The organism is Kineosporia sp. NBRC 101677 (genome assembly GCF_030269265.1).
Lineage (GTDB): Bacteria > Actinomycetota > Actinomycetes > Actinomycetales > Kineosporiaceae > Kineosporia > Kineosporia rhizophila.
Genome location: NZ_BSTA01000004.1, coordinates 680,008 through 700,830, shown reverse-complemented (window position 1 = coordinate 700,830; position 20,823 = coordinate 680,008). Strand labels below are relative to the sequence as shown.

Sequence of the window (20,823 nt, the reverse complement as noted above, 5' to 3'; positions counted from 1 at the left end):
GCTTTCGTCGTCTAGAGCAGGAAGTGCAGGAGGAGGTAGACCACCGGGGCCGTGGGGAGCAACGAGTCCATCCGGTCCATGATTCCGCCGTGGCCGGGCAGCAGGTTGCCCATGTCCTTGATCCCGAGGTCGCGCTTGAGCAGCGACTCGGACAGGTCGCCCATGGTGGCGGTGAGCACGGCGCAGGCGCCGATCGCCAGGCCCACCCAGGCCGGGCCCTCGAGCAGGAACAGCACGCACGCGGTGCCCGCGGCCAGGCAGGCGGCCAGCGACCCGGCGAACCCTTCCCAGGACTTCTTCGGGCTGACCTTGGGGGCCATCGGGTGCTTGCCGAAGAGCACACCGGCGATGTAGCCGCCGATGTCGCTGGCGCAGGTGACCACGATGAAGGTGACCACCCGCTCCGGGCCCTGGTCGGCGGCCAGCATGAGGATGGCGAACCCGGCCAGCAGGGGCACGTAGGCGGCCACGAACAGGCCCGAGGTGACGTCGCGGAGGGCCCCTTCGAGACCCTCCACGATCCGCCACAGCAGGATGCCGAAGCCGGTGAGCATGTAGCTGACCAGCAGCCCCTCCGGACCGGCGACGTAGGCCGAGACCAGCATGCCGAGCGAGCCGACGGCCACCGGGATGACCGGCACGACGATCTGCTTGGCGGCCAGGGCGCCGGACAGCTCCCAGACCGCCAGGACGACCACGAACGAGGCCAGCGCGACGAAGGCCTCGGGCCGGGTGAACAGCGAGAGCAGGGCCAGCACGGCCAGGCCCAGACCGACGCCGATCGCGGCCGGGAGGTTGCGCCCGGCCCGGCCGTGATCCTTCGCCGCCACGGCCACGATGGTCGCATCGGGCTCGGGCGGGTGCTCCATGTTGCGCAGGGCCGCGACGGCCCGCCGCTGGCGCACCGGGCGGGTGCGCTCCTCGTGGTCGTCGAAGTCCTCGTCGCGGCTGGGGTAGGCCTCGTTCATCGGTGAAGCGCCGACCCCTCCGCGCGGGGTCTCGCCCCGGCGTCCGGATCGGGAGCGGCGCCCCTGGCCCTCGGGCGGAGTGCCGGCTGCACGCTGGGGCTCCCCCGGGTACTGCTCGTCCCATGGCGCAGCATCGGCCCGGGAACGCTCGCCCTGAGGCGGCGTCCCAGTACGTTCGAAGCCTCTTGCGGGGGTACCAGGGCGCGGGTCTGCCTCGTCCCACGGCGCAGCGCCGGCCCGGGAACGCTCGTCCCGAGGCGGCATTCCGGTGTGTCCGAAGCCCCGGGCCGGGGTGCCCGAGCGAGGGTTCGGTTCGTCCCACGGCGCAGCATCGGCCCGAGAACGCTCACCCTGAGGCGGCATTCCCGTACGTCCGTATCCGCGCGCCGGGGTACCCGAGCGCGGGCCCGGCTCATCCCAGGGCGCAGCCTCTGCCCGAGACCGCTCTTCCCGAGGCGGGGTTCCCGTACGCCCGAAACCCCTTGCCGGGGTACCAGGGCGCGGGTCTGCCTCGTCCCACGGCGCAGCGCCGGCCCGGGAACGCTCACCCTGAGGCGGTGTTCCTGTGCGTCCGAATCCACGCCCACGCGGGTCTTCGTCCCGCGGCGCCGCACCAGGACGCCCGTCTGCGCGCGGCCCGTCAGCCTGGGTCTGCGGGCGGGCGTACCCCCGCGCGGGGGTGCCATCTGCTCGCGAGTTGCCCAGTGCATTGCCGGAAGGGTTGCTGGGCGCGCTGCGGTAGGGGTTCACCACCGGGATACCGCCCGACTGCGTGTGCCGCTGCGGCAGCCCTGGATGCGACGTACCCCGCTGGGGTGCGCCTCCCCGGCCGTCCTCGTCACCCTGCTCTCCGCCCGACCGGTTCAGCACCTGGTCGAACGACGAGGTGGACGGCCCGTTCGTCCGGATGCCGTTACCCCGGTTCCGGCCGAAACCGCGGCCGGCGCGACCAGCGTCTTCAATCGGTTCTTCGGCCGGACGCCCGCGACCCATCGGGCCGGTACCCCGGGCGTCCCGTGCGTCTCGGCCGAACCGGCCGCCGCCGAGGCCCGGCCGCTGACGACGGGCCGCACCGAATGCTCCACCGGAGCTCTGTTCCTCACCTGTCGGCGGGCCGTCGGCCCCCCAGGTGTTCTCCTCTTCCGTGCCGTCCGGCCAGGAATCGCCGGGCGCGGAATCACGCGCGGCCCGGCGCCCCCGGCGGGACGGGGAGTCGGACGGACCAGAACCTCCGGCCATGCTCATACCTCGAGCAGCTCGGTCTCCTTGTGCCGGAGCAGCTCGTCGATCGAGTCCACGTGGGACTTGGTCGACTGCTCCAGCTCCTTCTCCGCGCGGGCGCCCTCGTCCTCGCCGATCTCGCCGTCCTTGACCGCGCGGTCCAGCGTCTCCTTGGCCTTGCGGCGCAGGTTGCGCACGGTGATCCGGGCGTCCTCGGCCTTGGCCCGGGCCAGCTTGATGTACTCCTTGCGGCGCTCCTCGGTCAGCACTGGGAGCACCACCCGGATGACCTTGCCGTCGTTGCTCGGGTTGACCCCGAGGTTCGAGGCCCGCAGCGCCTTCTCGATGTCGGCGAGCCCGCTGGCGTCGTACGGCTGGATCAGGATCTGCCGGGCCTCGGGAACGGTGAAGGAGGCGAGCTGCTGCAGCGGGGTCGGCGCGCCGTAGTACTCGACCGTGATCTTGCTGAACATGCCGGGGTTGGCCCGGCCGGTCCGGATCTGGCCGAAGTCCTCCTTGGCGACCTCGACCGCCTTGTCCATCTTCTCCTCGGCCTCGAGGAGGGTCTCGTCGATCACTGTCGCTCCTTCATCGCTACCTGCTTACAGGCTGAACCAACCGTCGTGCGCGGCGTGTGCGCCGTCAAGCTCGCCGGGGAGAACCGGAACTGCCCGTCCCGGATCAGGAGGTGACGAGCGTCCCGATTCTCTCACCCCGGACCGCGGCGGCGACGTTGCCTTCGCCCTCCATGCCGAAGACCACCATGGGCAGCTTGTTGTCCATGCACAGGCTGAAGGCCGTCGCGTCGACCACCTTCAGCTGCTGGGTCAGTGCGTCCGCGTAGCTGACCTCGTCGAGCTTGCGCGCACTCGGGTCCTTGCGGGGGTCGGCGGTGTACACGCCGTCCACCCCGTTCTTGCTCATCAGCACCGCGTGGGCCTTGATCTCCAGGGCCCGCTGGGCGGCCGCGGTGTCGGTGGAGAAGTACGGTGCGCCGAGCCCGGCGCCGAAGATGACCACACGGCCCTTCTCCAGGTGCCGGATCGCCTTGCGCGGGATGTACGGCTCGGCCACCTGCCCCATGGTGATCGCCGTCTGGACCCGGGTGTCGATCCCCTGCTTCTCCAGGAAGTCCTGCAGCGCAAGGCAGTTCAGCACGGTCCCGAGCATGCCCATGTAGTCGGCCCGGCCCCGGTCCATACCGCCCAGCGACAGCTCGGCGCCGCGCAGGAAGTTGCCGCCACCGATGACGATGGCGATCTCGATGCCCTCTTTGGACACGCCGGCGATCTGCGCCGCCAGCTGGCTGACCACGATCGGGTCGACACCGAGCTGACCGGCGCCGAACACCTCACCGGAGAGCTTCAGCAGCACCCGCCGCTTGGACGAGCCGGTGATCGGGGACTCTGACATTCAGCCGTACCTCCAGGTTCCATGTATTGGGGCAGTCTGCCGCATCTGGCCTCTGGCCAGAAAAAAGCCGGTGAGAGGCTGGTCCGCCTCTCACCGGCTGGTCACCGGAGGCCCACTCGCGCGTGCGAGGAGATCCCGGGTGGTACTACCGGCTGTAGTCGATCAGCAGCCGGTGTGGATCAGACGCCCACCCGGAACCGCACGAAACCGACGGCGGTGACGCCGGCCTCGTCCAGGACCTTCTGGACGGTCTTGCTCTGGTCCTTGGCGAACTTCTGCTCGACGAGCGCGTTCTCCTTGAAGTAGCCGCTGACGCGACCCTCCACGATCTTCGGCAGGGCGCCCTCGGGCTTGCCCTCCTCACGCGCGGTGGCCTCGGCGATGCGGCGCTCGTTCTCCACCACGTCGGCCGGGACCTCGTCGCGGTTGAGGTACAGCGGCGGCAGCGCGGCGATGTGCATCGCCACGTCGCGCACCACGTCGCCCTCGGCGCTGGCGCCGAACAGCACGCCCACCTGCGGCGGCAGGTCGGGGCTGGTGCGGTGCAGGTAGGAGGCGACGGCCGGGGCCTCGAGACGGGCGACGCCGCGCAGCTCGATCTTCTCGCCGATCGAGGCGTTGCCGTCGTCGATCAGGGCCTGCACGGTGCGACCGTCGGGCAGCTCGCTCTTGAGCAGGCTGTCCACGTCGGCGGCCTTGACCGCGACGGCCTGGTCCAGCACCTGCTGCAGCAGGGCCTTGAACTTGTCGCCCTTGGAGACGAAGTCCGTCTCGCAGTCGAGCTCGACGATCACGCCGACCCCGGGCTCGGTGTAGGCCGCCACGGCGCCCTGGGACGCGGTGCGGGACTCCCGCTTGGCCACGCCCTTCTGGCCCTTGACGCGGAGGTACTCGACGGCCTTCTCGTACGAGCCGTCGCTCTCCACCAGAGCGTTCTTGCAGTCCAGCATTCCGGCGCCGGTCTGCTCACGCAGCTTCTTGACGTCGGCGGCGGTGTAGTTCGCCATTGCGATGACTCCTGTTGTCGATGAGGAGGTCGTCAGATGTCTTCGGAGAGCGGGCGCCGGCCGGGATCACCGGCCGGCGCCCACCGCCCGGATCAGTTGGAGGCAGCCTCGGTGGCCGCCGGCTTCGCCTCGGCCTCGGTGGCCTCGGCAGCCGGGGTGGCCTCAGCAGCCGGAGCGGCCTCGGTGGCCTCGGCGGCGGAGGTCTCGGCAGCGGTGCCCTCGGCAGCGGCGCCCTCGACGACCGGCGCGCTCTCGGCCTGGCCGGCCAGCAGCTCGCGCTCCCACTCCGGCAGCGGCTCGGCGGCCGCGGCGGTGGTGGTGGCCTCGGTGCTCGCGGCGGCGGTGTTCTGGCCACCACCGTGACGGCTCATCAGGCCGTCGGCCACGGCGTCGGCCACCACGCGGGTCAGCAGCGTGACCGAGCGGATCGCGTCGTCGTTGCCCGGGATCTTGTAGTCGACCTCGTCCGGGTCACAGTTCGTGTCCAGGATGGCGACGATCGGGATCCCGAGCTTGCGGGCCTCGTCGACGGCCAGGTGCTCCTTCTTGGTGTCCACGATCCAGACCGCGCTCGGCACGCGGGCCATGTCACGGATACCGCCGAGGGTGCGCTCCAGCTTGTCCTTCTCGCGACGCAGGACCAGCAGTTCCTTCTTGGTCATGCCGCTCTTCGACACGTCGTCGAAGTCGATGACCTCGAGCTCCTTGAGGCGCTGGAGCCGCTTGTGCACGGTCTGGAAGTTGGTGAGCATGCCGCCCAGCCAGCGCTGGTTGACGTAGGGCATGCCGACGCGCGTGGCCTGCTCGGCGATCGGCTCCTGGGCCTGCTTCTTGGTGCCGACGAAAAGGATGCTGCCGCCGTGGGCGACGGTCTCCTTGACGAAGTCGTAGGCGTTGTCGATGAACGACAGCGACTGCTGCAGGTCGATGATGTAGATGCCGTTGCGCTCGGTGAGGATGAAGCGCTTCATCTTCGGGTTCCAGCGACGGGTCTGGTGCCCGAAGTGCACACCGCTGCCGAGCAGCTGGCGCATCGTGACGACGGCCATGGTCAGTCTCCTTGGGCGCACCACCAGTGGGTGGGCGCGGTTCTCTCGGTTGTCCCACGACATCGGGCGATGTCGTGCCTGGTGCCCGCGACGCCCCGAGACCCCACCGCCGGTCCGGGTGATTCAGGACCGTCGGGATCAGGACCGAGTGAGGCGCCGCACCGCCGGTGAGGCGGACCGCATGCGGACACGCGAAGTCGACCGGCGCGCGCCGGTCGCAGGGGAAGTCTACCTGCACTCAGAGGTGCGGGAGGACGTCGGCCAGGGTAACCGCGGCGGGGGCCCGGGCATTCCCGGCCAATCAGGCCCGGCGGTACCGGGTGACGATGCGGTAGTCCTTGGCCGGGCCGTCGACCTTCATGTCCACGGTCAGCTCACCGTCCGGCGCCATCCGGTACGAGCCGCGGTACTGGTCGGCCCGGCAGTCGTGCACGTCGTCGGCGCTCCACTGCCCGGCCTGCTCACCGAAGGCCAGCAGGTGCATGGTGGTGCCGTCGGCCAGCAGCACCCGGATCCGGCCGTCCTCGAGCACGTAGCCGTACTCCCGGTAGGCCTCGCCCACGTGCCCGTTGGCCAGACGCAGTTCGACGTCCTCGCGGTAGTCCATCCGCCCGGGGCCGGCCGGGGTGAAGGTGGCGGTGCCGGTGGCGGTGCCCAGCCCGGGCTCGATCGCCCGGCTCAGCCGCCAGCTCCCGGCGAGCATCCCGAAGACCCGCTCAGCGACGTCCACCGTTTCCTCCCGACCTATTTGCCCTGGCCTATTGTTCCGCCATGGTTGACGGCACGTGGCGCAGGGTCGCCCAGGCGGCGGGACTGCTCGACCCCAGCGGGGTCCCCGCCCCCACGATCTTCGCCCGGATGAGCGAACTGGCCACCCGCACCGACTCGATCAACCTGGGTCAGGGCTTCCCGGACACCGACGGCCCGGCCGCGGTGCTCGAGGCCGCCGTGGCCGCGATCCGCGGTGGCGCCAACCAGTACCCGCCCGGCCGGGGCATCGCTCCCCTGCGCCGCGCGATCGCCGAGCACCAGCAGCGCTGGTACGGCCTGGACGTGGACCCGGACACCGAGGTGCTGGTCACCGCGGGCGCGACCGAGGCGCTGACCGCGAGCATCATCGCGCTGACCTCGCCGGGCGACGAGGTGGTGGTGCTGGAGCCGATCTACGACTCCTACTCGGCCGCGATCGAGATGGCCGGAGCGGTCCGCCGGACGGTGCGCCTGGAGTGGCCCGAGTACCGCCTGCAGGCCGACCGGCTGACCGCCGCAGTCACCGACCGGACCCGGCTGATCCTGCTGAACACCCCGCACAACCCCACCGGCCGGGTGCTGGACCGGGCGGAACTGGAGCTGATCGCCCGGATCGCCCAGGAACGCGACCTGATCGTGATCGCCGACGAGGTCTACGAGCACCTGACCTTCGGTGGGCACCCGCACGTGCCGATCGCCACCCTGCCGGGCATGGCCGCGCGCACGGTGACGATCTCGTCGGCGGGCAAGACGTTCTCGGTGACCGGCTGGAAGATCGGCTGGCTGCACGCCCGGCCGGAGATCGTCGATGCGGTGACGGCGGTGAAGCAGTTCCTGACCTACGTGAACGGCAGCCCGTTCCAGCCCGCCGTGGCCACCGGCCTGGCCCTGCCCGACGAGCAGATCCGGGCCATCGGCACCGATCTGGCCCAGCGCAGCGCGCTGCTCACCGATGGGCTCAAAGCCGCCGGATTCGGGGTACGCCCCAGCGACGGAACGTATTTCGTGATCGCCGACGCCGCCCCGCTGGGCTATGCGGACGGTGCTGCCCTGTGCAACGACCTGCCTCGGCTGGCCGGAGTGGTGGGCGTGCCGGTGCAGGCCTTCGCCGAGGACCCGTCGCAGCCCAGCTCGCTGGTGCGCTTCGCCTGCTGCAAGCGGCCCGAGGTGATCGCCGAGGCCGCCTCCCGGCTGGCGGCCATGCGCCCCTGACCAGGTGGCCGGCTTCAGATGGTGACCACCAGCTTCTCCCCCGAGACTCCTTCGCGGAGAAGCTCAAGGGCATTGGGGACGTCGGTGAGGCCGTGTCCGACCACGGTGGCTCTGGGTTCGGCTCGGTAGGCGTTCGAGGCCAGGGCCTGGGGCAGGAACGAGGTGTAGATCGCCGGGCCCACCTCGTTGTCCTTCAGGGAGGCGCCCCAGATCGCGCTCACCTGCACGTTCTTCCGGCGGGCGCGCCATGCTCGCAGCCTGGTGACCGGGTCGGGGTGGGCCGACGCCACTTTCCGGGTGCCCTTGGCCCGCCGGGCCACCTCGACGGCGGGTGGCAGCGAGCCTGACCCGATCGCGACGGTGCCCGCGAGCGGTTGACCGCCGATGGCCTGGAGGAGCTCGGCCGCGACGGTCTTGCTGCGGTAGTCGACCACCTCGGCCGCGCCCACCGAACGCACCCAGTCGTGATTGCGCGGCGACGCGGTGGCGACGACGCGGTAGCCGGCGCTACGAGCCAGTTGCACGGCGTTGATACCGACGCTGGTGGAGGCGCCCCAGACCAGGACGGTGGAGTTCTTCTCGGTGGGAACGGACGTGGGCAGGGGCAGGCCCAGGTGGTCCGACTGGAACAGCCCGGTCGCCGCGGTCGAGAGCGCGAGCGGGAGGACGGCGGCCTGCTCGAACGCCAGGGCGCCCGGGATCGGCGCGACCAGGTGCTGCATCAGCACCACCAGGTGCTGAAATGCCCCTTCGGCCGGGCGGTTGCGGGACTTCTCCACACCGACCGCATGCCCGAGCACACGCTCGCCCACACTCAGCCGGCTCACGTTCCGCCCTACGGCGACGACCTCGCCCGCAACGTCGGTGCCGATGACCATGGGAAAGCGCACCCAGGGAAGGACGAACCGGTAGGCGTAGCCGGGCAGCGTGTCGAGGAAGTTCACGGCCACGGCACGCACCCGGACCACCACCTCCTCGTCACCGGGCTCGGGCACCGGCGCCGGGCCGACCTCGAACTTCTTGCCCCGCGCGGGGAGCCAGAGCGCTGTGTTCTCACTGTCCACGCTCCTAAACTAGGCACCGCCTAGTAACTAGTCAATGTCTAGATTCGTAGGATCGGCCTATGCCTCGTCGCCCGTTCCACCACGGCAACCTGCGCGCAGTGCTGCTCGAGCACGCCGAGACCGTGCTGCGCGAACGTGGTCTGGACGCCCTCTCCCTGCGCGAACTGGCCCGCGAGGCCGGGGTCAGCCACGGCGCCCCCCGTAGCCACTTCGTCGACCGCAACGCCCTCATCGATGCGCTCGCCGTGCGGGGCTTCACCCGTCTTTCGGAAGACCTGGACCGGGCCGCCTCCAGCCGGCCGGACGACTGGTTCGCCGCGCTGCGGGCAGCCGGTGCCGCCTACCTGGCCTTCGCGCAGAACGACGCAGCGCTGCACGAGCTTATGTTTGCGGCGAAGATGGACCGCCCCTCCGAAGCGGTGCTCGAGGCCGCCGAGGGCCTGTTCGCGACCCTGAACGGGATCCTGCGTGCGGGCATCGCCGCCGAGGCCTTTCCGGAGGGCGAGATGCAGCGGCTGGGAATGCTTTTGATGATGGCCCTGCAGGGCACGGGCGCGCTGGTGACGTCGCGCCGGATCACGCCCGAGCACGGCGGGGCGCTGCTGAACGATGCGGTCACGGTGCTGGTGCGGGGAGTCCAGACCGACCACCAGGGTTAGAGCTGCCGCTTCGTCGGTGGGTACCGAGGGTGTAAGACACCCTTGGCCCAGTAGGGCCACCGGCTTTTCCGGGGAGCGGGCGGCGGCCCGGTCGTGCGGCTTTCGCCGGAGTGTCTGGGTCCGAACGCCTGCGCGGGCAGAGCCCCACGCCCTAGCTTGGTCACGTCGGCCGGGGGGCGAAAAATGGTGCTGGGCAATATTCAGGCGTTGCGTGGGATCGCGGCGGTTGCAGTCGTTCTGGCCCATCTGGGCGGTCCGGACGGTTTCGAGTCGCGCTGGCTGGCCGGGGGTTACGACTGGCTCGCGTTCACGCACGGCCCGGGGCAGGCCGGAGTGGACCTGTTCTTCGTGATCAGCGGGCTGATCATGGTGGTGACCACGCAGCACCGGGTACCCGGCCCCGCCTCGGCCCGGGAATTCCTCAGACGGCGGGTGGTGCGGATCTACCCGATCTACTGGGTGGCCACCCTGCCGGTGCTCGCCCTGTTCCTGGTCAGTCCCGGTGCGGTGAACTCCTCGGCCGAGAACCCGCCGGACGTGCTGGCTTCGCTGCTCCTGCTCCCCCAGTCCGGCCTGCCGTTGCTGATGGTGGGCTGGACCCTGACCTTCGAGATGTACTTCTACCTGGTGTTCGCGCTGGTGCTGCTGCTGCCGCGCGCCGGACGCCTGCCCGCTCTGGCCGCCTGGGGCGTGCTCACCCTGGCCCTGGCGGCGGCCTTCGCCGGATCGAGGAACCCCTGGCTGGGCACCATCGGCGCCCCGATCGTCCTTGAATTCCTCTTCGGCGCCGCGGTGGGAGCGCTGGTGGTGCGGAAGAAGTTCGTCGCGCCGCTGCTGTGCACCACGGCCGGGCTCGTGGGCACGGCAACGGCGTTGGGGCTGGGCGACTTTCCCGGCACCTGGTACCGCGCGCTGCCGGTCGGGCTGTGCCTTGCGGTGACGGTGTACGGCGTGGTCGGACTGGAGGGCCGCTGGCGGCTGACCGCCCCGGCGTGGCTGCAGAAACTTGGGGACGCGTCGTACTCGCTGTATCTGTGGCACGTGCTCGTCCTTTCCGCCGTGGGCCGGACCGTGCTGGTGCGGCTGCCTGCTGATCCCTGGGTTCACGCTGCTGCGCTGGTTTTTTCGATGACCGTGGTGATCGTGAGCGCGCTGATCGCCTACCGCCTGCTGGAAGAACCTCTGATCAGGCTGTTCCGGCGCCCGGTCGTCCTCCTGCCGGACTCGGAGCCCATGCCGGCCTCGGTGCCGAGCCTGCCCAGCGCGGCCGGCCCTCAGCCGGACCGGCTCGCCGTCCCTCCGGTACCAGCCCAGACCCGCCGACAGGCCCGCAACCGTGCCACCGCCCACGCCACCGCCCACGCCCCCGCCCACGCCACCGCCCACGCCACCGCCCACGCCACCGCCCACGCCTCCGACCGAGCCGATGCCCAGACCGCTCGCCGCGCCGCTGGTCAAACCGCCCACCAGACCGCTGGTCAGAGCGCCCACCGGGCCATTGGCCAGACCGCCCGCCGGGCCATTGGTCGGGCCGCCGACACCCGCGAGCAGCCCGGAGACCAAGGCGCTGATCAGGCCCGCGGCCTGCTTCGTCCCGGCGTTCCGGTTCAGCCTGGCCACCAGACCAGACCTCGCGCCGGATCCCGGGCGAGCGCCGGGTAGCCCGCGCCGAGCGGAAGCAGCACGGCCGGGCCGGCTTCGAGGCCGAGCATCGTCAGCGGGTCTACGTAGGCCCCATCTCGCCGAACACCCCAGTGCAGACATACGTGAGGCAGACAATGGCTACCCGGGCCGGCCGCCAGCAGATCACCCAGCACCTCGCCCGCCTGCACAGGCTGTCCGCGATGCACCCGCACCCGTACTGGCTCGAAGCTGCTCACCAGACCGTCACCGTGATCGATGCTGACCACCGGCGTACCGGCCACCACCCCGGCGAAGCTGATCGTGCCGGAGGCCGGGGCGAGCACGGCCGCATTCGCACTCCCATTCAGGTCGACCCCGCGATGCCCGGGAGACCACGGCTGTGGCCCCACCGCGAACCCCCGGGCGACCGCGGGCTCGGGCCGCAGCGGCCACTGCCAGCGCAGCTGCGGCCCGGCGGCCCCGCCAAAGTGCAGGGCCGCAACCAGAATCAAGGCGAAGGTCGTGGTCACTGGTCCAGAGTGCCGCCACCGAGCCCAGCCCATAGGGCGGGAACGGCCACCTGTGGACAAACAGCCGTTCGTGTGGGTCTGTGGACGAACTGGCCCGGGCCGGCACCGTCAACCGGTGCCAAAACGCCCGGCGGCGCACCGGATCACCGATGCGCCGCCCCGGAGCGTCTGGCTCTAACTGACCTCGGAGAGCTTTCCGCGCAACTGCAGCACGGCCTTGGTGTGCATCTGGCAGATGCGGGACTCGGTCACGCCGAGCACCCGGCCGATCTCGGCCAGCGTGAGCCCCTCGTAGTAGTAGAGGGTGACCACGATCTTCTCCCGCTCGGGCAACTGGTTGATCGCCCGGGAGAGCATGAACTTGGTCTCCTCGCTCTCGAAGGCGGCCACCGGGTCCTCGGCCTTGGTGTCCTCGAGGGTGTCGACCAGGGAGAGCTTGTCCCCCTTCTCCCCGCCCACGGTGAGCAGTTCGTCCAGGGCCACCACGTTCACGTAGGAGACCTGGGAGAAGACCGCGTGCAGTTCCTCCAGCGTCATCCCCAGCCGCTCGGCCACCTCGGGCTCGGTCGGCGTGCGGTGCAGTTCGCCCTCCAGCGCGGCGTAGGCCCGCTCCACCTCACGGGCCTTGTAGCGCACCGAGCGGGGGATCCAGTCGATCGCCCGCAGCTCGTCGATGATCGCCCCGCGGATGCGGGAGATGGCGTAGGTCTCGAACTTGATGGCGCGGTCGATGTCGAACTTCTCGATCGCGTCGATCAGCCCGAAGATCCCGTAGGAGACCAGGTCGGCCTGCTCGATGTTGGGCGGCAGGCCCACGCCCACCCGGCCGGCCACGTACTTGACCAGCGGCGAGTAGTGGAGGATCAGGCGTTCACGGGTCGTCTGGTCGGCCGTGGCCTTGAACTTCTCCCATAGCGCCCGCAAGGCGGCCTCGTTGGCCGCGACGGCGTCCTCCGCGGTCACGTCTACGAGAGCGTCGCTGTCGGCAGTCACCCGGGTCCTCCCCTGCTCAGCGCCTAGTCATCCGGTCAGGCAGCTTCGTCGAACTCAGGCCCTGGGGTGGGCCTGACGGTAGCTGGCGCGCAGCCGGTCCACCGACACATGTGTGTAGAGCTGCGTAGTCGTGAGCGTAGCGTGACCAAGCAGTTCCTGAACGCTACGAAGGTCCGCGCCGCCGTCCAGAAGATGCGTCGCCGCGCTGTGCCGTAACCCGTGCGGGCCAAGCGAGGGCGCGTCATTCACCCGTTCGAGGGCCTGATGCACCACCTGCCGGACTTGACGCTGGTTGACCCGACCTCCGCGCTTTCCCAAAAATGCCGCCGAATCGCTGTTTTCGCTGGTCAGCGTGGGCCTGGCCCGATCCAGCCAGGCGTTCAGGGCCTGGGCGGCGGGTAGGCCGTACGGGACCACCCGCTCCTTGCCGCCCTTGCCCAGGACCCGGATCGTGCGCCGCTCGCGGTCGATGTCGTCGACGTCCAGCGAACAGAGTTCACCCACTCGGACGCCGGTCGCGTAAAGAAGCTCCAGCAGGGCGAGGTCGCGGACGAGGATCGGATCGCCGGGCTCGATCCTGAAGCCTTCGGCAGCGTCTTCGGCCACGCCGTTCTCGACCACCGCGGCCGCTTCGGCCAGAGCTCCCCGGGCCTGGTCCTGACGCAGCACCCCGGGCAGCCGGCGTCCGCGTTTGGGGGCCTGAAGACGGGCCCCCGGATCGGTGGTCAGCCGTTCGGTACGCAGGAGCCAACGGGTGAGGGCCCGGGCACTCGCGGCGCGGCGGGCCAGACTGGCCCGGGCCTGGCCGGATCCGGCCAGCTCGGCCAGCCAGGAGCGCAGGACCGGCAAGGTGAGCAGGCCCTCGAGCGAGGTTGGCCCGCCGGCGACGTTCCGGGCGTGTCGCAGCAGCTCGGCGGCGTCGCCCGCGTAGGCCCGGACGGTGTGCTCGGAGAGATTGCGCTCGGCCGAAAGATGGCGGGCGAACTCCTCGACCAGCAGCTCGTCCTGGGGGTGCTTCTCACAATTGTGGACGTCGGTGGGCCCCGAACCGTCTCCGACTCGCTCACGGGGGTGGCTGGCCGGGTCGGGTGATCGACCGGGGGGCTGCTCGGACATCTGCCCACAGTCTCCTCTACCCGGGCACGGCTCAAGCACGAAGCCCGGCGCGCCGTAGACCAGCCGCCCACCGCCCTGCTTCCCGCCCTATGGTGCGGAGGATGAGCCGACCGCCCCAGCCTCCTTGTGACCAAGCCCCGGCCGGGCGGGCGATCCGGATCGGTACGCGCTCCTCGCCGATGGCGCTGGCCCAGGCGGAGCGGGTGCGGGCCGCGCTCACCGCCCTGGTGCCCGGCCTGCGGGTCGACGTCGTTCCGGTCACCACCAGTGGAGACCGCTGGCCCGGAGCCTTGTCGGCGCTCGGCGGCAAGGGCGCGTTCACCAGGGAGGTCGACCAGCTCCTGCTCTCCGGCACGGTGGATCTGGCGGTGCACTGCATGAAGGACGTGCCCGGGGACCGGCCAGTGCCGGCCGGCACCAGGTTCGCCGGTTACCTGGAGCGCGACGACATCCGGGACGCCCTGATCCACCCCGGCGGCCTGAAGCTGGAGGAGTTGCCGCCAGGAACCCGCATCGGCACCTCCGCCGTGCGCCGGATCGCTCAGCTGGCCCGCCACTACCCGCATCTGGAAACCGTGCCGATCCGCGGCAACGCCAACCGCCGTCTGGCCAAACTGGATGCGGACGAGTCTGACGCTCTGATGCTGGCCTACTCCGGTCTGGAGCGGATCGGCCAGACCGCCAGAGCCACCGAGATTCTCGACGTGGAAACGATGTTCCCCGCGGTCGGGGCCGGAGTGCTGGGCCTGCAGTGCCGGGATCACGACGCTGCCACGATCGCACTGGCCGACCGCCTGGCCGACCCCGGCACCGGACTCCAGACCACGGCCGAGCGGATGATGCTGCAGGTGCTCCAGGGCCACTGCAACAGCCCGATCGCGGGTTTCGCAACCTCCCGGCCGGACGGCTCCCTGACCCTGCGGGCCATGGTGTTCTCGCTCGACGGGAAGACCGTGATCGAGGCCGAGGAGACCGACAGCGCCTGCGACCCGGTGCTGCTGGGCGCCTCGGTCGCGACCACCCTGCTGCGCCAGGGAGCCCACGAGCTGATCGAGGCGTCGGCGCTGCTGACACCGCCCATGACATAGCGCCGGCCCTCGTCCTCCTGCCCACGAATCCCAGCCACGACACGGACGGCGCCCGCGCGCCAAGCAGTTTCACCACCGTTGCCCCGACGCCCTAGCCGAGCTGCGCTATTCCTTTCCCGGCCCACCTCCTCGGGCTCGGCGCCACTGCTCGGCGCCCGGACCGGCGGGCTCGGCCAGGCCCCGCAGCTCCAGCCGGGCCAATGAGGCCAGAAGTGAGCCCTCGTCCTGCTCCACGGCCGCCCCCAGGGCGGCAAGGGCGAGCGCTGCTCGTAGCGGCAGCGCGTCCAGCACCCGCAGGTCACGCGGTTCGAGGCCGGTGAAGTCGGCCGAGACAGGGCTCTCCTGCTCATCGGCGAATTCTCCGATGGGTCCAGCCAGTTCGCAGAGCTCCGCGGCCGAGGTGATGCAGACAGCCCCCTTACGCAGCAACCGGTGTGCCCCGTACGACGACGGTGACGTGACCGGCCCGGGCACCGCTCCGACCGGACGGCTGAGCCGGTCGGCCCACTCGGCCGTGCCCATCGTGCCCGACCGACTGCCCGCCTCGACCACGCAGGTGGCCTGCCCGAGAGCTGCGATGATGCGGTTGCGCAGGATGAAGCGCCACCGCGTGGGCGCCGAGCCGATCGGCACCTCGCTGATCACCGCCCCGTGCCGGCCGACCTCCTTGATGAGCAGTTCGTTGCTCGGCGGATAGGCCCGGTCCAGGCCACCGGCCAGCACCGCGACGGTCGGGCCCCCGACCGCGAGCGCGCCCCGGTGAGCGGCCGCGTCGATGCCCAGCGCCGCTCCCGAGATCACCGTCATCCCCCGCTCGGCGCAGCCGACGGCCAGCTCGGAGGCCATGTGCTCGCCGTAGCCGGTGGCCGCCCGGGCCCCGACGATCGAGACGGCCCGGGCCCCGGCCCGGGCGAGGTGAAGAGGGCCGAGCACGTACAGACAGAAGGGCATCTCGACCTCGAGCCGGTTCAGGCCCTCGGGCCATTCCGGGTCGGACGGGACCACCAGGCGCCCGCCGATCCGGAGCAGGTTGCGCAGATCCTGGGCCGGATCGAGGCCGGCCAGCTTGTTCACGTACCGCTCGCCGTGCAGCCCGGCCCGGGCCTCGGCCAGCGCCGCGACGGCTCCGAGCCGCGCCACTAGTTCACCGGCCCGGGCGTCGGCGGGCTCGACCAGGCGGCTCCAGGCCACGCGGGCCAGCCTTTCCGCCTCGTCGCCGGAGTCGTCCGGACCACCGAAAAGGACCGAACCAGGAGGGCCTTCGTCTCCGGCCGCAAGAGTGGGCAGTGCCGGTGAGAGCTCACCCGTCAGATCGGCTCCGGACGGCTGTAACTCGACCGCCTCGACCGCCCCAGCCGCTCCCAGCACGTCAGCTGCTTCCGCCTCCTTGGCTACCTCCTCAGCTCCGGCCGCCTCGAACACCTCGGCTGCTCCCACTGCTCCGGCCATCTCGTCAGCTCCAGCCCCAGACACATTGGCTGTCCCACATGCTCCGGCTACCTCGGCCGCGCCGACTGCCTTAGCCATCTCGGTGGCGCCAGCCGCCCCCAACACTTCGGCTGCCCCCACTGCTCCGGCCATCTCGTCAGCTCCAGCCACCTTGTCTGCTCCCGCTGCTCCCGCCGCCTTGGCTGCTTCCTCTGTTCCGACCCCCACGGCTACTCCCCCGGCCGCGGTCACCCCTGCTCCCGCCGTCCTGGCCACCTCGGCAGCTCCAGCCGCCTAAATACTTTGTTTGCTCCCTCTACTCCGGCCACCCCGACTACCTCCCCTGTTCCGGCCCCCACGGCCAATTCCCCAGTCCCGGCCATCACCGTCACTCCCGCTGCCTCAGCCACCTCTACCGTTCCAGGCGTCCGGAAACCTCGGCTGCTCTCCGCGCTCCGACCACCAGACCAGTTCCGGATTCGTTCCCCTCGAACGAATCTCGCGTGGTCATGCCGTCACCTGTCCACGCCGGCGCAGCATCAGGGCGCGGGACACGTCGTCTCGGTCGGGCTGTTGCCTTCCGGCCAGGTCGGAGATCGTCCAGGCGACCCGGAGCACCCGGTCGTGCCCACGGATCGAGAGCTGCCCGTCGTCGAGGGCCCGGTCCACGTCCTGGGTGACCGCGGTGGGCAGCCTGAGCGTTCCTCGCAGATAGCTGCCGGACACTTCGCCGTTGCTGCTCCACGACGTACCGGCGAGCCGTTCAGCCGCGACCGCCCGCGCCTGCCGCACGCGCTGAGCCACCGTGGCCGAACTCTCCGCCGGTTCCTTCGCTGCCATGTCTGCCCTGGACACGGGCAGGACGTCCACCTGCAGGTCGACCCGGTCGAGCAGCGGCCCGGAGAGCCGGGAAAGGTAGCGGCGGCGGGCATTCGGTGCGCAGACGCAGTTCAGGCCCTTGCCGCTGGCGAAGCCGCACGGGCACGGATTGCTGGCCAGGACGAGCAGGAAGCGCGCGGGGAAACGGGCGGTGCCGTTGGCCCGGTGGATGACCAGATCGCCGTGCTCGAGCGGCTGGCGCAGCGAATCCAGCACCTGGCTGCCGAACTCGCCGGCTTCGTCCAGGAAGAGGATGCCTCGGTGAGCCAGCGAGGCGGCGCCCGGATGGGGCAGGCCGCTGCCGCCGCCCACCATCGAGACGACCGTGCAGGTGTGGTGCGGATTCTGGAACGGCGGGCGCCGGATCAGCCCGGTGGCCGCGTCCAAGGTGCCCGCCACCGAGTGAACCGCCGTCACCTCGACCGCCGCATCGTCGTCCAGATCAGGCAGCAACCCGGGCAGTCGCGAGGCCAGCAGTGTCTTCCCGGTGCCGGGCGGGCCCATCATCAACAAGTGGTGCCCGCCCGCGGCGGCGAGCTCGATCGCGTAGCGAGCCTGCTTCTGCCCCACCACATCGGCCAGATCGGGCTCGGGGCCGGGCGGTGCCGCGGTGCGCACGTCGGCCAGGTTCTGCGGCCGCACTAGCACGTCTCCCGGACCGGCCGACCGTTCCGGCCGGGCCGAGGCGGAACGTGGATCCCGGATCAGCGCCGGCTGTTCCGGTTCTGGCCTGATCTCGCCGGGCCGACCGCCGTGCAGCCGGATCAGGTCGGCCAGCGTGGCCATCGGGTACACCCGGGCGCCGGGCACCAGCCGTGCCTCGGCCTCGTTCGCGGCCGGGACCACCACGTCCGGGTATCCGCCCCGGACCGCGGCCAGGGTGGCGGGCAGCACCCCGCGCACCGGGCGCACCCGGCCGTTGAGCCCGAGTTCGCCGACGTGCACGTAGCGCTGGACCAGCGGCGAGCGTAGCACCGACTGAGCGGTGAGCAGGGCCACCGCGATGGCCAGGTCGAAGCCGCTGCCGGCCTTGGGCAGGGCGGCCGGGGAGAGGTTCACGGTGATCCGCCTCTGCGGTAGAGGGTGACCGGAGTTGGAGCAGGCCGCCCGTACCCGGTCGCGGGACTCGGCCAGCGAGGCGTCGGGCAGGCCGACCAGGGTGAAAGCGGGCAGACCGAGGGCGATGTCGGCCTCGACGTCGACCACGTGCCCGGTCAGCCCCACGATCGACACCGACAGGGCCCGGCCCAGCGCCATCAGGCCACCGCCTTCAGGTGCACCAGCCGGGCCGGGCCGGCGGCCGGGCGGACGATGCCCACCACGTCGATGCGCACCTCCGGGTAGAAGCGCGACTGCGTGGACAGCCAGGCCCCGGCCAGCCGCCGCAGCCGGCCGGCCTTGAGCGCCGTCACCGCCTCGAGCGGGCTTCCGGCCGTGACCGTCTGCCGGGTCTTCACCTCGCACACCACCAGGCACTCGCCCTCGAGCGCGACCAGGTCGATCTCGCCGAGCCGGCACCGCCAGTTGCGGGCCAGGATCCGGCAGCCCGTGGCCTCCAGGTGCGCGGCCGCCAGATCTTCCCCGTACCGGCCGAGTTCGGCCTTCGCCAGATGCATCCCCACCACCTCCGCACGAAAGCCTGCGGAGGGCGGGCCGCTCCGGTCATCCCCGGCGACGGCGCCTGTGGACAAACCACCGGTCGTGCCGGTCTGTGGAAAACCGGACGGTGCACCCCTGCATGCATCCGGGGACGTAGCGGTGTCCGACCGGGGGATGATTTCCCGGAACAGGACGTTGGAGGGGCGTGAATTGTCGGGGGACAGCACTAGAGTCGGCCGGGTCATGATGATCTCGGTCGAGAACCTCACGAAGCGCTACGGCGCTGTCACCGCGCTCGACGGGCTGACCTTCGCCATCGAGCCGGGTGTCGTCGGTCTGGTCGGCGCCAACGGCGCGGGCAAGTCCACGATGATCAAGATCCTGCTCGGGCTGCTGCCCGCCACCGCCGGCAACGCCCGCGTGCTGGATCTCGACGTCGCCACCGACGGGCCCGCCATCCGGCAACGTGTGGGCTACATGCCCGAGCACGACTGCCTTCCCGCCGACATGTCGGCCACCGAGTTCGTGCTGCACATGGCCCGGATGTCCGGGCTGCCGCTGACCGCGGCGCGCGAGCGCACCGCCGACACCCTGCGCCACGTCGGCCTCTACGAGGAGCGGTACCGCTCGATGGGCGGCTACTCGACCGGCATGAAGCAGCGGGTCAAGCTGGCCCAGGCCCTGGTGCACGACCCGGGCATGCTGCTGCTGGACGAGCCGACCAACGGGCTCGACCCGGCCGGGCGCGACCAGATGCTCGCGCTGATGCGCCGGATCGGCACCGAGTTCGGCATCCCCATGCTGGTCACCTCGCACCTGCTCGGCGAGCTCGAGCAGATCTGCGACCACATCGTGGTGGTCGACGGCGGGCGCCTCCTGCGCTCCACCACCACCGCCGACGTGACCTCGGCCAGCCGGGTCCTGGCGGTCGAGGTCGACGAGCGGATGGACGAGGTGGGCCGGGCCCTGCAGGCCGCGGGCCTGGTGGTGCACCCGGCCGGGCGGCAGCTGGAGATCGAGCTGGCCGACGAGTCCACCTACGACCGGGTGCTCGACGTGGTGGTCCAGCTCGGTGTGGGCCTGCACCGGATGGAACGCCGCCGGCACCGCATGGCCGAGATCTTCCGCGCCGACCCGAGTCTCGACCCGGCTCTGACCTCGGGCGCGCCGGCCGATCCCGGGCAGGCCGCGGCGGCCGCGTTGCAGCAGCAGTGGGCCGCCGCCGGGCGGAACGCGAATCAGGCCGGTGCGGGCCGGTCTTCGGGCGAGGCGGGCCTGCGAACCGTGAACCCCGACCAGCCGCAGACCGACGGGCCGAGGAGCGGTGAGCATGAGCAGTGATTCCGGAGCCGGTACCGGTGTCATCCACGACATCGGTTTCCGGCACTACGAGGGTCCCCGGCTCGGCCGCGGCTACCTGATCCGCTCGTTGTACGTGGACAGCCTGCGCGGCTGCTACGGTCTCGGCCGCTCCACCAAGTCCAAGATCATGCCGTTCCTGCTGCTGGTCGTGATGACCGCCCCGGCCGTCATCATCGCCGTGGTGGCCGGGGTCACCGGGATGGACGAGCTCCCCCTCGACTACGTCGGCTACATCTTCGCGCTCAGCTCGGCGATCACGATCTTCCTGGCCGCCCAGTCACCGGCCACGGTCTCGCGCGACCTGCGATTCCGCACCATGCCGCTGTACCTGTCCCGGCCGCTGACCCGTAATCACTACGTCCTGGCCAAGTACGGCGCGATGAGCACGGCCCTGTTCATCCTCGTCGCCCTGCCGCAGACCGCCCTGTTCATCGGGGCGCTGCTGGCCGAGATGGAGTTCTGGCCCAACGCGAAGGGCTGGGCCGCCGGGCTGCTCGGGTCGTTCCTGCTCAGCCTGGTGCTGGCCGGGATCGGCCTGCTGATCGCCTCGATCACCCCGCGGCGGGGCTTCGGGGTGGCCGCGGTGATCACCGTGCTGCTGCTGCTCACCCTGGTCAGCGGGGTGCTCTCGGCCCTGGCCTACGAGAACGACCACCCCCACCTGTCCGCCTACTTCGCCCTGATCAACCCGGTCTCGCTGGTCGAGGGGGTGCTGGTCTGGATGGTGGACGCGCAGTCTTCCTACCCCGAGCCGCCGCCCGGCAACCTCGGCGGGCTGATCTTCACCCTGGTCACCGTCGCGGTGATCGCCGGCTCCTACGCCCTGCTGCTCGCCCGCTACCGGAAGGTCTCGGCGTCATGA

Annotated in this window: 19 protein-coding genes; 6 read left to right on the top strand and 13 right to left on the bottom strand. The window is 71.0% G+C overall.

Translation table 11 applies throughout. From position 1 onward, the window contains the following. Positions 1–11: 11 nt before the first annotated feature. The 6 genes from QSK18_RS15885 to QSK18_RS15860 form a co-directional block, all read right to left on the bottom strand. Entirely contained in the window at positions 12–968 is a 957-nt protein-coding gene (locus tag QSK18_RS15885) for a phosphatidate cytidylyltransferase (protein ID WP_232813539.1), read from the bottom strand. Between the two features lie 1,241 nt (positions 969–2,209). Continuing rightward, a complete protein-coding gene (frr, locus tag QSK18_RS15880) occupies positions 2,210–2,767 on the bottom strand; it encodes a ribosome recycling factor (protein WP_232813540.1) in 558 nt (185 codons plus the stop codon). Positions 2,768–2,870: 103 nt separating this feature from the next. Next, the gene (gene pyrH, locus QSK18_RS15875; RefSeq protein WP_232813541.1) at positions 2,871–3,602 is read right to left on the bottom strand and encodes a UMP kinase; all 732 of its coding nucleotides are present in this window, start codon (positions 3,600–3,602) and stop codon (positions 2,871–2,873) included. A gap of 179 nt (positions 3,603–3,781) precedes the next feature. Next, the gene (gene tsf, locus QSK18_RS15870; RefSeq protein ID WP_232813542.1) at positions 3,782–4,609 is read right to left on the bottom strand and encodes a translation elongation factor Ts; all 828 of its coding nucleotides are present in this window, start codon (positions 4,607–4,609) and stop codon (positions 3,782–3,784) included. A 92-nt stretch (positions 4,610–4,701) separates the two neighbouring features. Continuing rightward, complete coding sequence (gene rpsB, locus QSK18_RS15865) at positions 4,702–5,658, bottom strand: 30S ribosomal protein S2 (RefSeq protein WP_232813543.1); 957 nt, start codon at positions 5,656–5,658, stop codon at positions 4,702–4,704. Between the two features lie 301 nt (positions 5,659–5,959). Further along, positions 5,960–6,388: a DUF6314 family protein gene (locus tag QSK18_RS15860; RefSeq protein ID WP_232813544.1), complete on the bottom strand. Its 429-nt coding sequence runs from the start codon at positions 6,386–6,388 to the stop codon at positions 5,960–5,962. A 41-nt stretch (positions 6,389–6,429) separates the two neighbouring features. Between QSK18_RS15860 and QSK18_RS15855 the strand changes: the two genes are divergently transcribed. Then, positions 6,430–7,620, top strand: a complete 1,191-nt coding sequence (locus QSK18_RS15855) for a pyridoxal phosphate-dependent aminotransferase (RefSeq protein ID WP_285619917.1) — start codon at positions 6,430–6,432, stop codon at positions 7,618–7,620. A gap of 14 nt (positions 7,621–7,634) precedes the next feature. Here the strand turns inward: QSK18_RS15855 and QSK18_RS15850 are convergent, their stop codons facing one another. Further along, positions 7,635–8,684, bottom strand: coding sequence for a zinc-binding alcohol dehydrogenase family protein (locus QSK18_RS15850; RefSeq protein WP_285619915.1), 1,050 nt, complete (start codon positions 8,682–8,684; stop codon positions 7,635–7,637). Positions 8,685–8,743: 59 nt separating this feature from the next. Here QSK18_RS15850 and QSK18_RS15845 point away from each other — a divergent pair, with 59 nt between their 5' ends. Both QSK18_RS15845 and QSK18_RS15840 read left to right on the top strand, forming a co-directional pair. Continuing rightward, positions 8,744–9,343 (top strand): TetR/AcrR family transcriptional regulator, encoded by a 600-nt coding sequence (locus QSK18_RS15845; RefSeq protein WP_232813547.1) that lies wholly within the window; start codon positions 8,744–8,746, stop codon positions 9,341–9,343. A 207-nt stretch (positions 9,344–9,550) separates the two neighbouring features. Beyond that, positions 9,551–11,005: an acyltransferase family protein gene (locus QSK18_RS15840; RefSeq protein WP_285619912.1), complete on the top strand. Its 1,455-nt coding sequence runs from the start codon at positions 9,551–9,553 to the stop codon at positions 11,003–11,005. On the opposite strand, the gene QSK18_RS15835 is transcribed toward QSK18_RS15840, so the two are convergent. The 3 genes from QSK18_RS15835 to QSK18_RS35950 form a co-directional block, all read right to left on the bottom strand. Next, positions 10,951–11,496 (bottom strand): murein hydrolase activator EnvC family protein, encoded by a 546-nt coding sequence (locus QSK18_RS15835; protein ID WP_232813549.1) that lies wholly within the window; start codon positions 11,494–11,496, stop codon positions 10,951–10,953. The two genes, QSK18_RS15840 and QSK18_RS15835, sit on opposite strands and share 55 nt — an antisense overlap. 174 nt (positions 11,497–11,670) lie before the next feature. Continuing rightward, positions 11,671–12,459 (bottom strand): RNA polymerase sigma factor WhiG, encoded by a 789-nt coding sequence (gene whiG / locus QSK18_RS15830; RefSeq protein ID WP_332879930.1) that lies wholly within the window; start codon positions 12,457–12,459, stop codon positions 11,671–11,673. An 84-nt stretch (positions 12,460–12,543) separates the two neighbouring features. Beyond that, the gene (locus QSK18_RS35950) at positions 12,544–13,605 is read right to left on the bottom strand and encodes a tyrosine recombinase XerC (RefSeq protein ID WP_352396542.1); all 1,062 of its coding nucleotides are present in this window, start codon (positions 13,603–13,605) and stop codon (positions 12,544–12,546) included. Between the two features lie 101 nt (positions 13,606–13,706). Here QSK18_RS35950 and hemC point away from each other — a divergent pair, with 101 nt between their 5' ends. Then, positions 13,707–14,693, top strand: coding sequence for a hydroxymethylbilane synthase (hemC, locus tag QSK18_RS15815; RefSeq protein ID WP_285619908.1), 987 nt, complete (start codon positions 13,707–13,709; stop codon positions 14,691–14,693). Between the two features lie 105 nt (positions 14,694–14,798). On the opposite strand, the gene dprA is transcribed toward hemC, so the two are convergent. The 3 genes from dprA to QSK18_RS15800 all read right to left on the bottom strand — a co-directional run bounded on the left by dprA (position 14,799) and on the right by QSK18_RS15800 (position 18,616). Continuing rightward, positions 14,799–16,142 (bottom strand): DNA-processing protein DprA, encoded by a 1,344-nt coding sequence (dprA, locus tag QSK18_RS15810; RefSeq protein WP_285619906.1) that lies wholly within the window; start codon positions 16,140–16,142, stop codon positions 14,799–14,801. A gap of 486 nt (positions 16,143–16,628) precedes the next feature. Then, positions 16,629–18,257 (bottom strand): YifB family Mg chelatase-like AAA ATPase, encoded by a 1,629-nt coding sequence (locus QSK18_RS15805; RefSeq protein ID WP_285619904.1) that lies wholly within the window; start codon positions 18,255–18,257, stop codon positions 16,629–16,631. Beyond that, positions 18,257–18,616 (bottom strand): YraN family protein, encoded by a 360-nt coding sequence (locus QSK18_RS15800; protein ID WP_232813554.1) that lies wholly within the window; start codon positions 18,614–18,616, stop codon positions 18,257–18,259. The genes QSK18_RS15805 and QSK18_RS15800 overlap by 1 nt, the downstream gene beginning before the upstream one ends. 229 nt (positions 18,617–18,845) lie before the next feature. Here QSK18_RS15800 and QSK18_RS15795 point away from each other — a divergent pair, with 229 nt between their 5' ends. Together QSK18_RS15795 and QSK18_RS15790 are read left to right on the top strand one after the other, a co-directional pair. Next, on the top strand, positions 18,846–19,940 hold the full coding sequence (locus QSK18_RS15795) for an ABC transporter ATP-binding protein (RefSeq protein WP_352396565.1): 1,095 nt from the start codon (positions 18,846–18,848) through the stop codon (positions 19,938–19,940). Beyond that, positions 19,930–20,823: an ABC transporter permease gene (locus QSK18_RS15790; RefSeq protein ID WP_285619899.1), complete on the top strand. Its 894-nt coding sequence runs from the start codon at positions 19,930–19,932 to the stop codon at positions 20,821–20,823. Before QSK18_RS15795 ends, QSK18_RS15790 begins: the two co-directional genes overlap by 11 nt.

What these genes read in the sequence shown, in the direction of transcription:
- QSK18_RS15885 (WP_232813539.1), bottom strand. Translation starts at nt 968, where the DNA reads ATGAACGAGGCCTACCCCAGCCGCGACGAGGACTTCGACGACCACGAG.
- QSK18_RS15805 (WP_285619904.1), bottom strand. Translation starts at nt 18,257, where the DNA reads ATGGCGCTGGGCCGGGCCCTGTCGGTGTCGATCGTGGGGCTGACCGGG.
- dprA (WP_285619906.1), bottom strand. Translation starts at nt 16,142, where the DNA reads ATGGCCGGAGCAGTGGGAGCAGCCGAGGTGTTCGAGGCGGCCGGAGCT.
- hemC (WP_285619908.1), top strand. Translation starts at nt 13,707, where the DNA reads ATGAGCCGACCGCCCCAGCCTCCTTGTGACCAAGCCCCGGCCGGGCGG.
- QSK18_RS15795 (WP_352396565.1), top strand. Translation starts at nt 18,846, where the DNA reads ATGATCTCGGTCGAGAACCTCACGAAGCGCTACGGCGCTGTCACCGCG.
- QSK18_RS15800 (WP_232813554.1), bottom strand. Translation starts at nt 18,616, where the DNA reads ATGCATCTGGCGAAGGCCGAACTCGGCCGGTACGGGGAAGATCTGGCG.
- QSK18_RS35950 (WP_352396542.1), bottom strand. Translation starts at nt 13,605, where the DNA reads ATGTCCGAGCAGCCCCCCGGTCGATCACCCGACCCGGCCAGCCACCCC.
- tsf (WP_232813542.1), bottom strand. Translation starts at nt 4,609, where the DNA reads ATGGCGAACTACACCGCCGCCGACGTCAAGAAGCTGCGTGAGCAGACC.
- QSK18_RS15790 (WP_285619899.1), top strand. Translation starts at nt 19,930, where the DNA reads ATGAGCAGTGATTCCGGAGCCGGTACCGGTGTCATCCACGACATCGGT.
- QSK18_RS15855 (WP_285619917.1), top strand. Translation starts at nt 6,430, where the DNA reads ATGGTTGACGGCACGTGGCGCAGGGTCGCCCAGGCGGCGGGACTGCTC.
- pyrH (WP_232813541.1), bottom strand. Translation starts at nt 3,602, where the DNA reads ATGTCAGAGTCCCCGATCACCGGCTCGTCCAAGCGGCGGGTGCTGCTG.
- rpsB (WP_232813543.1), bottom strand. Translation starts at nt 5,658, where the DNA reads ATGGCCGTCGTCACGATGCGCCAGCTGCTCGGCAGCGGTGTGCACTTC.
- QSK18_RS15845 (WP_232813547.1), top strand. Translation starts at nt 8,744, where the DNA reads ATGCCTCGTCGCCCGTTCCACCACGGCAACCTGCGCGCAGTGCTGCTC.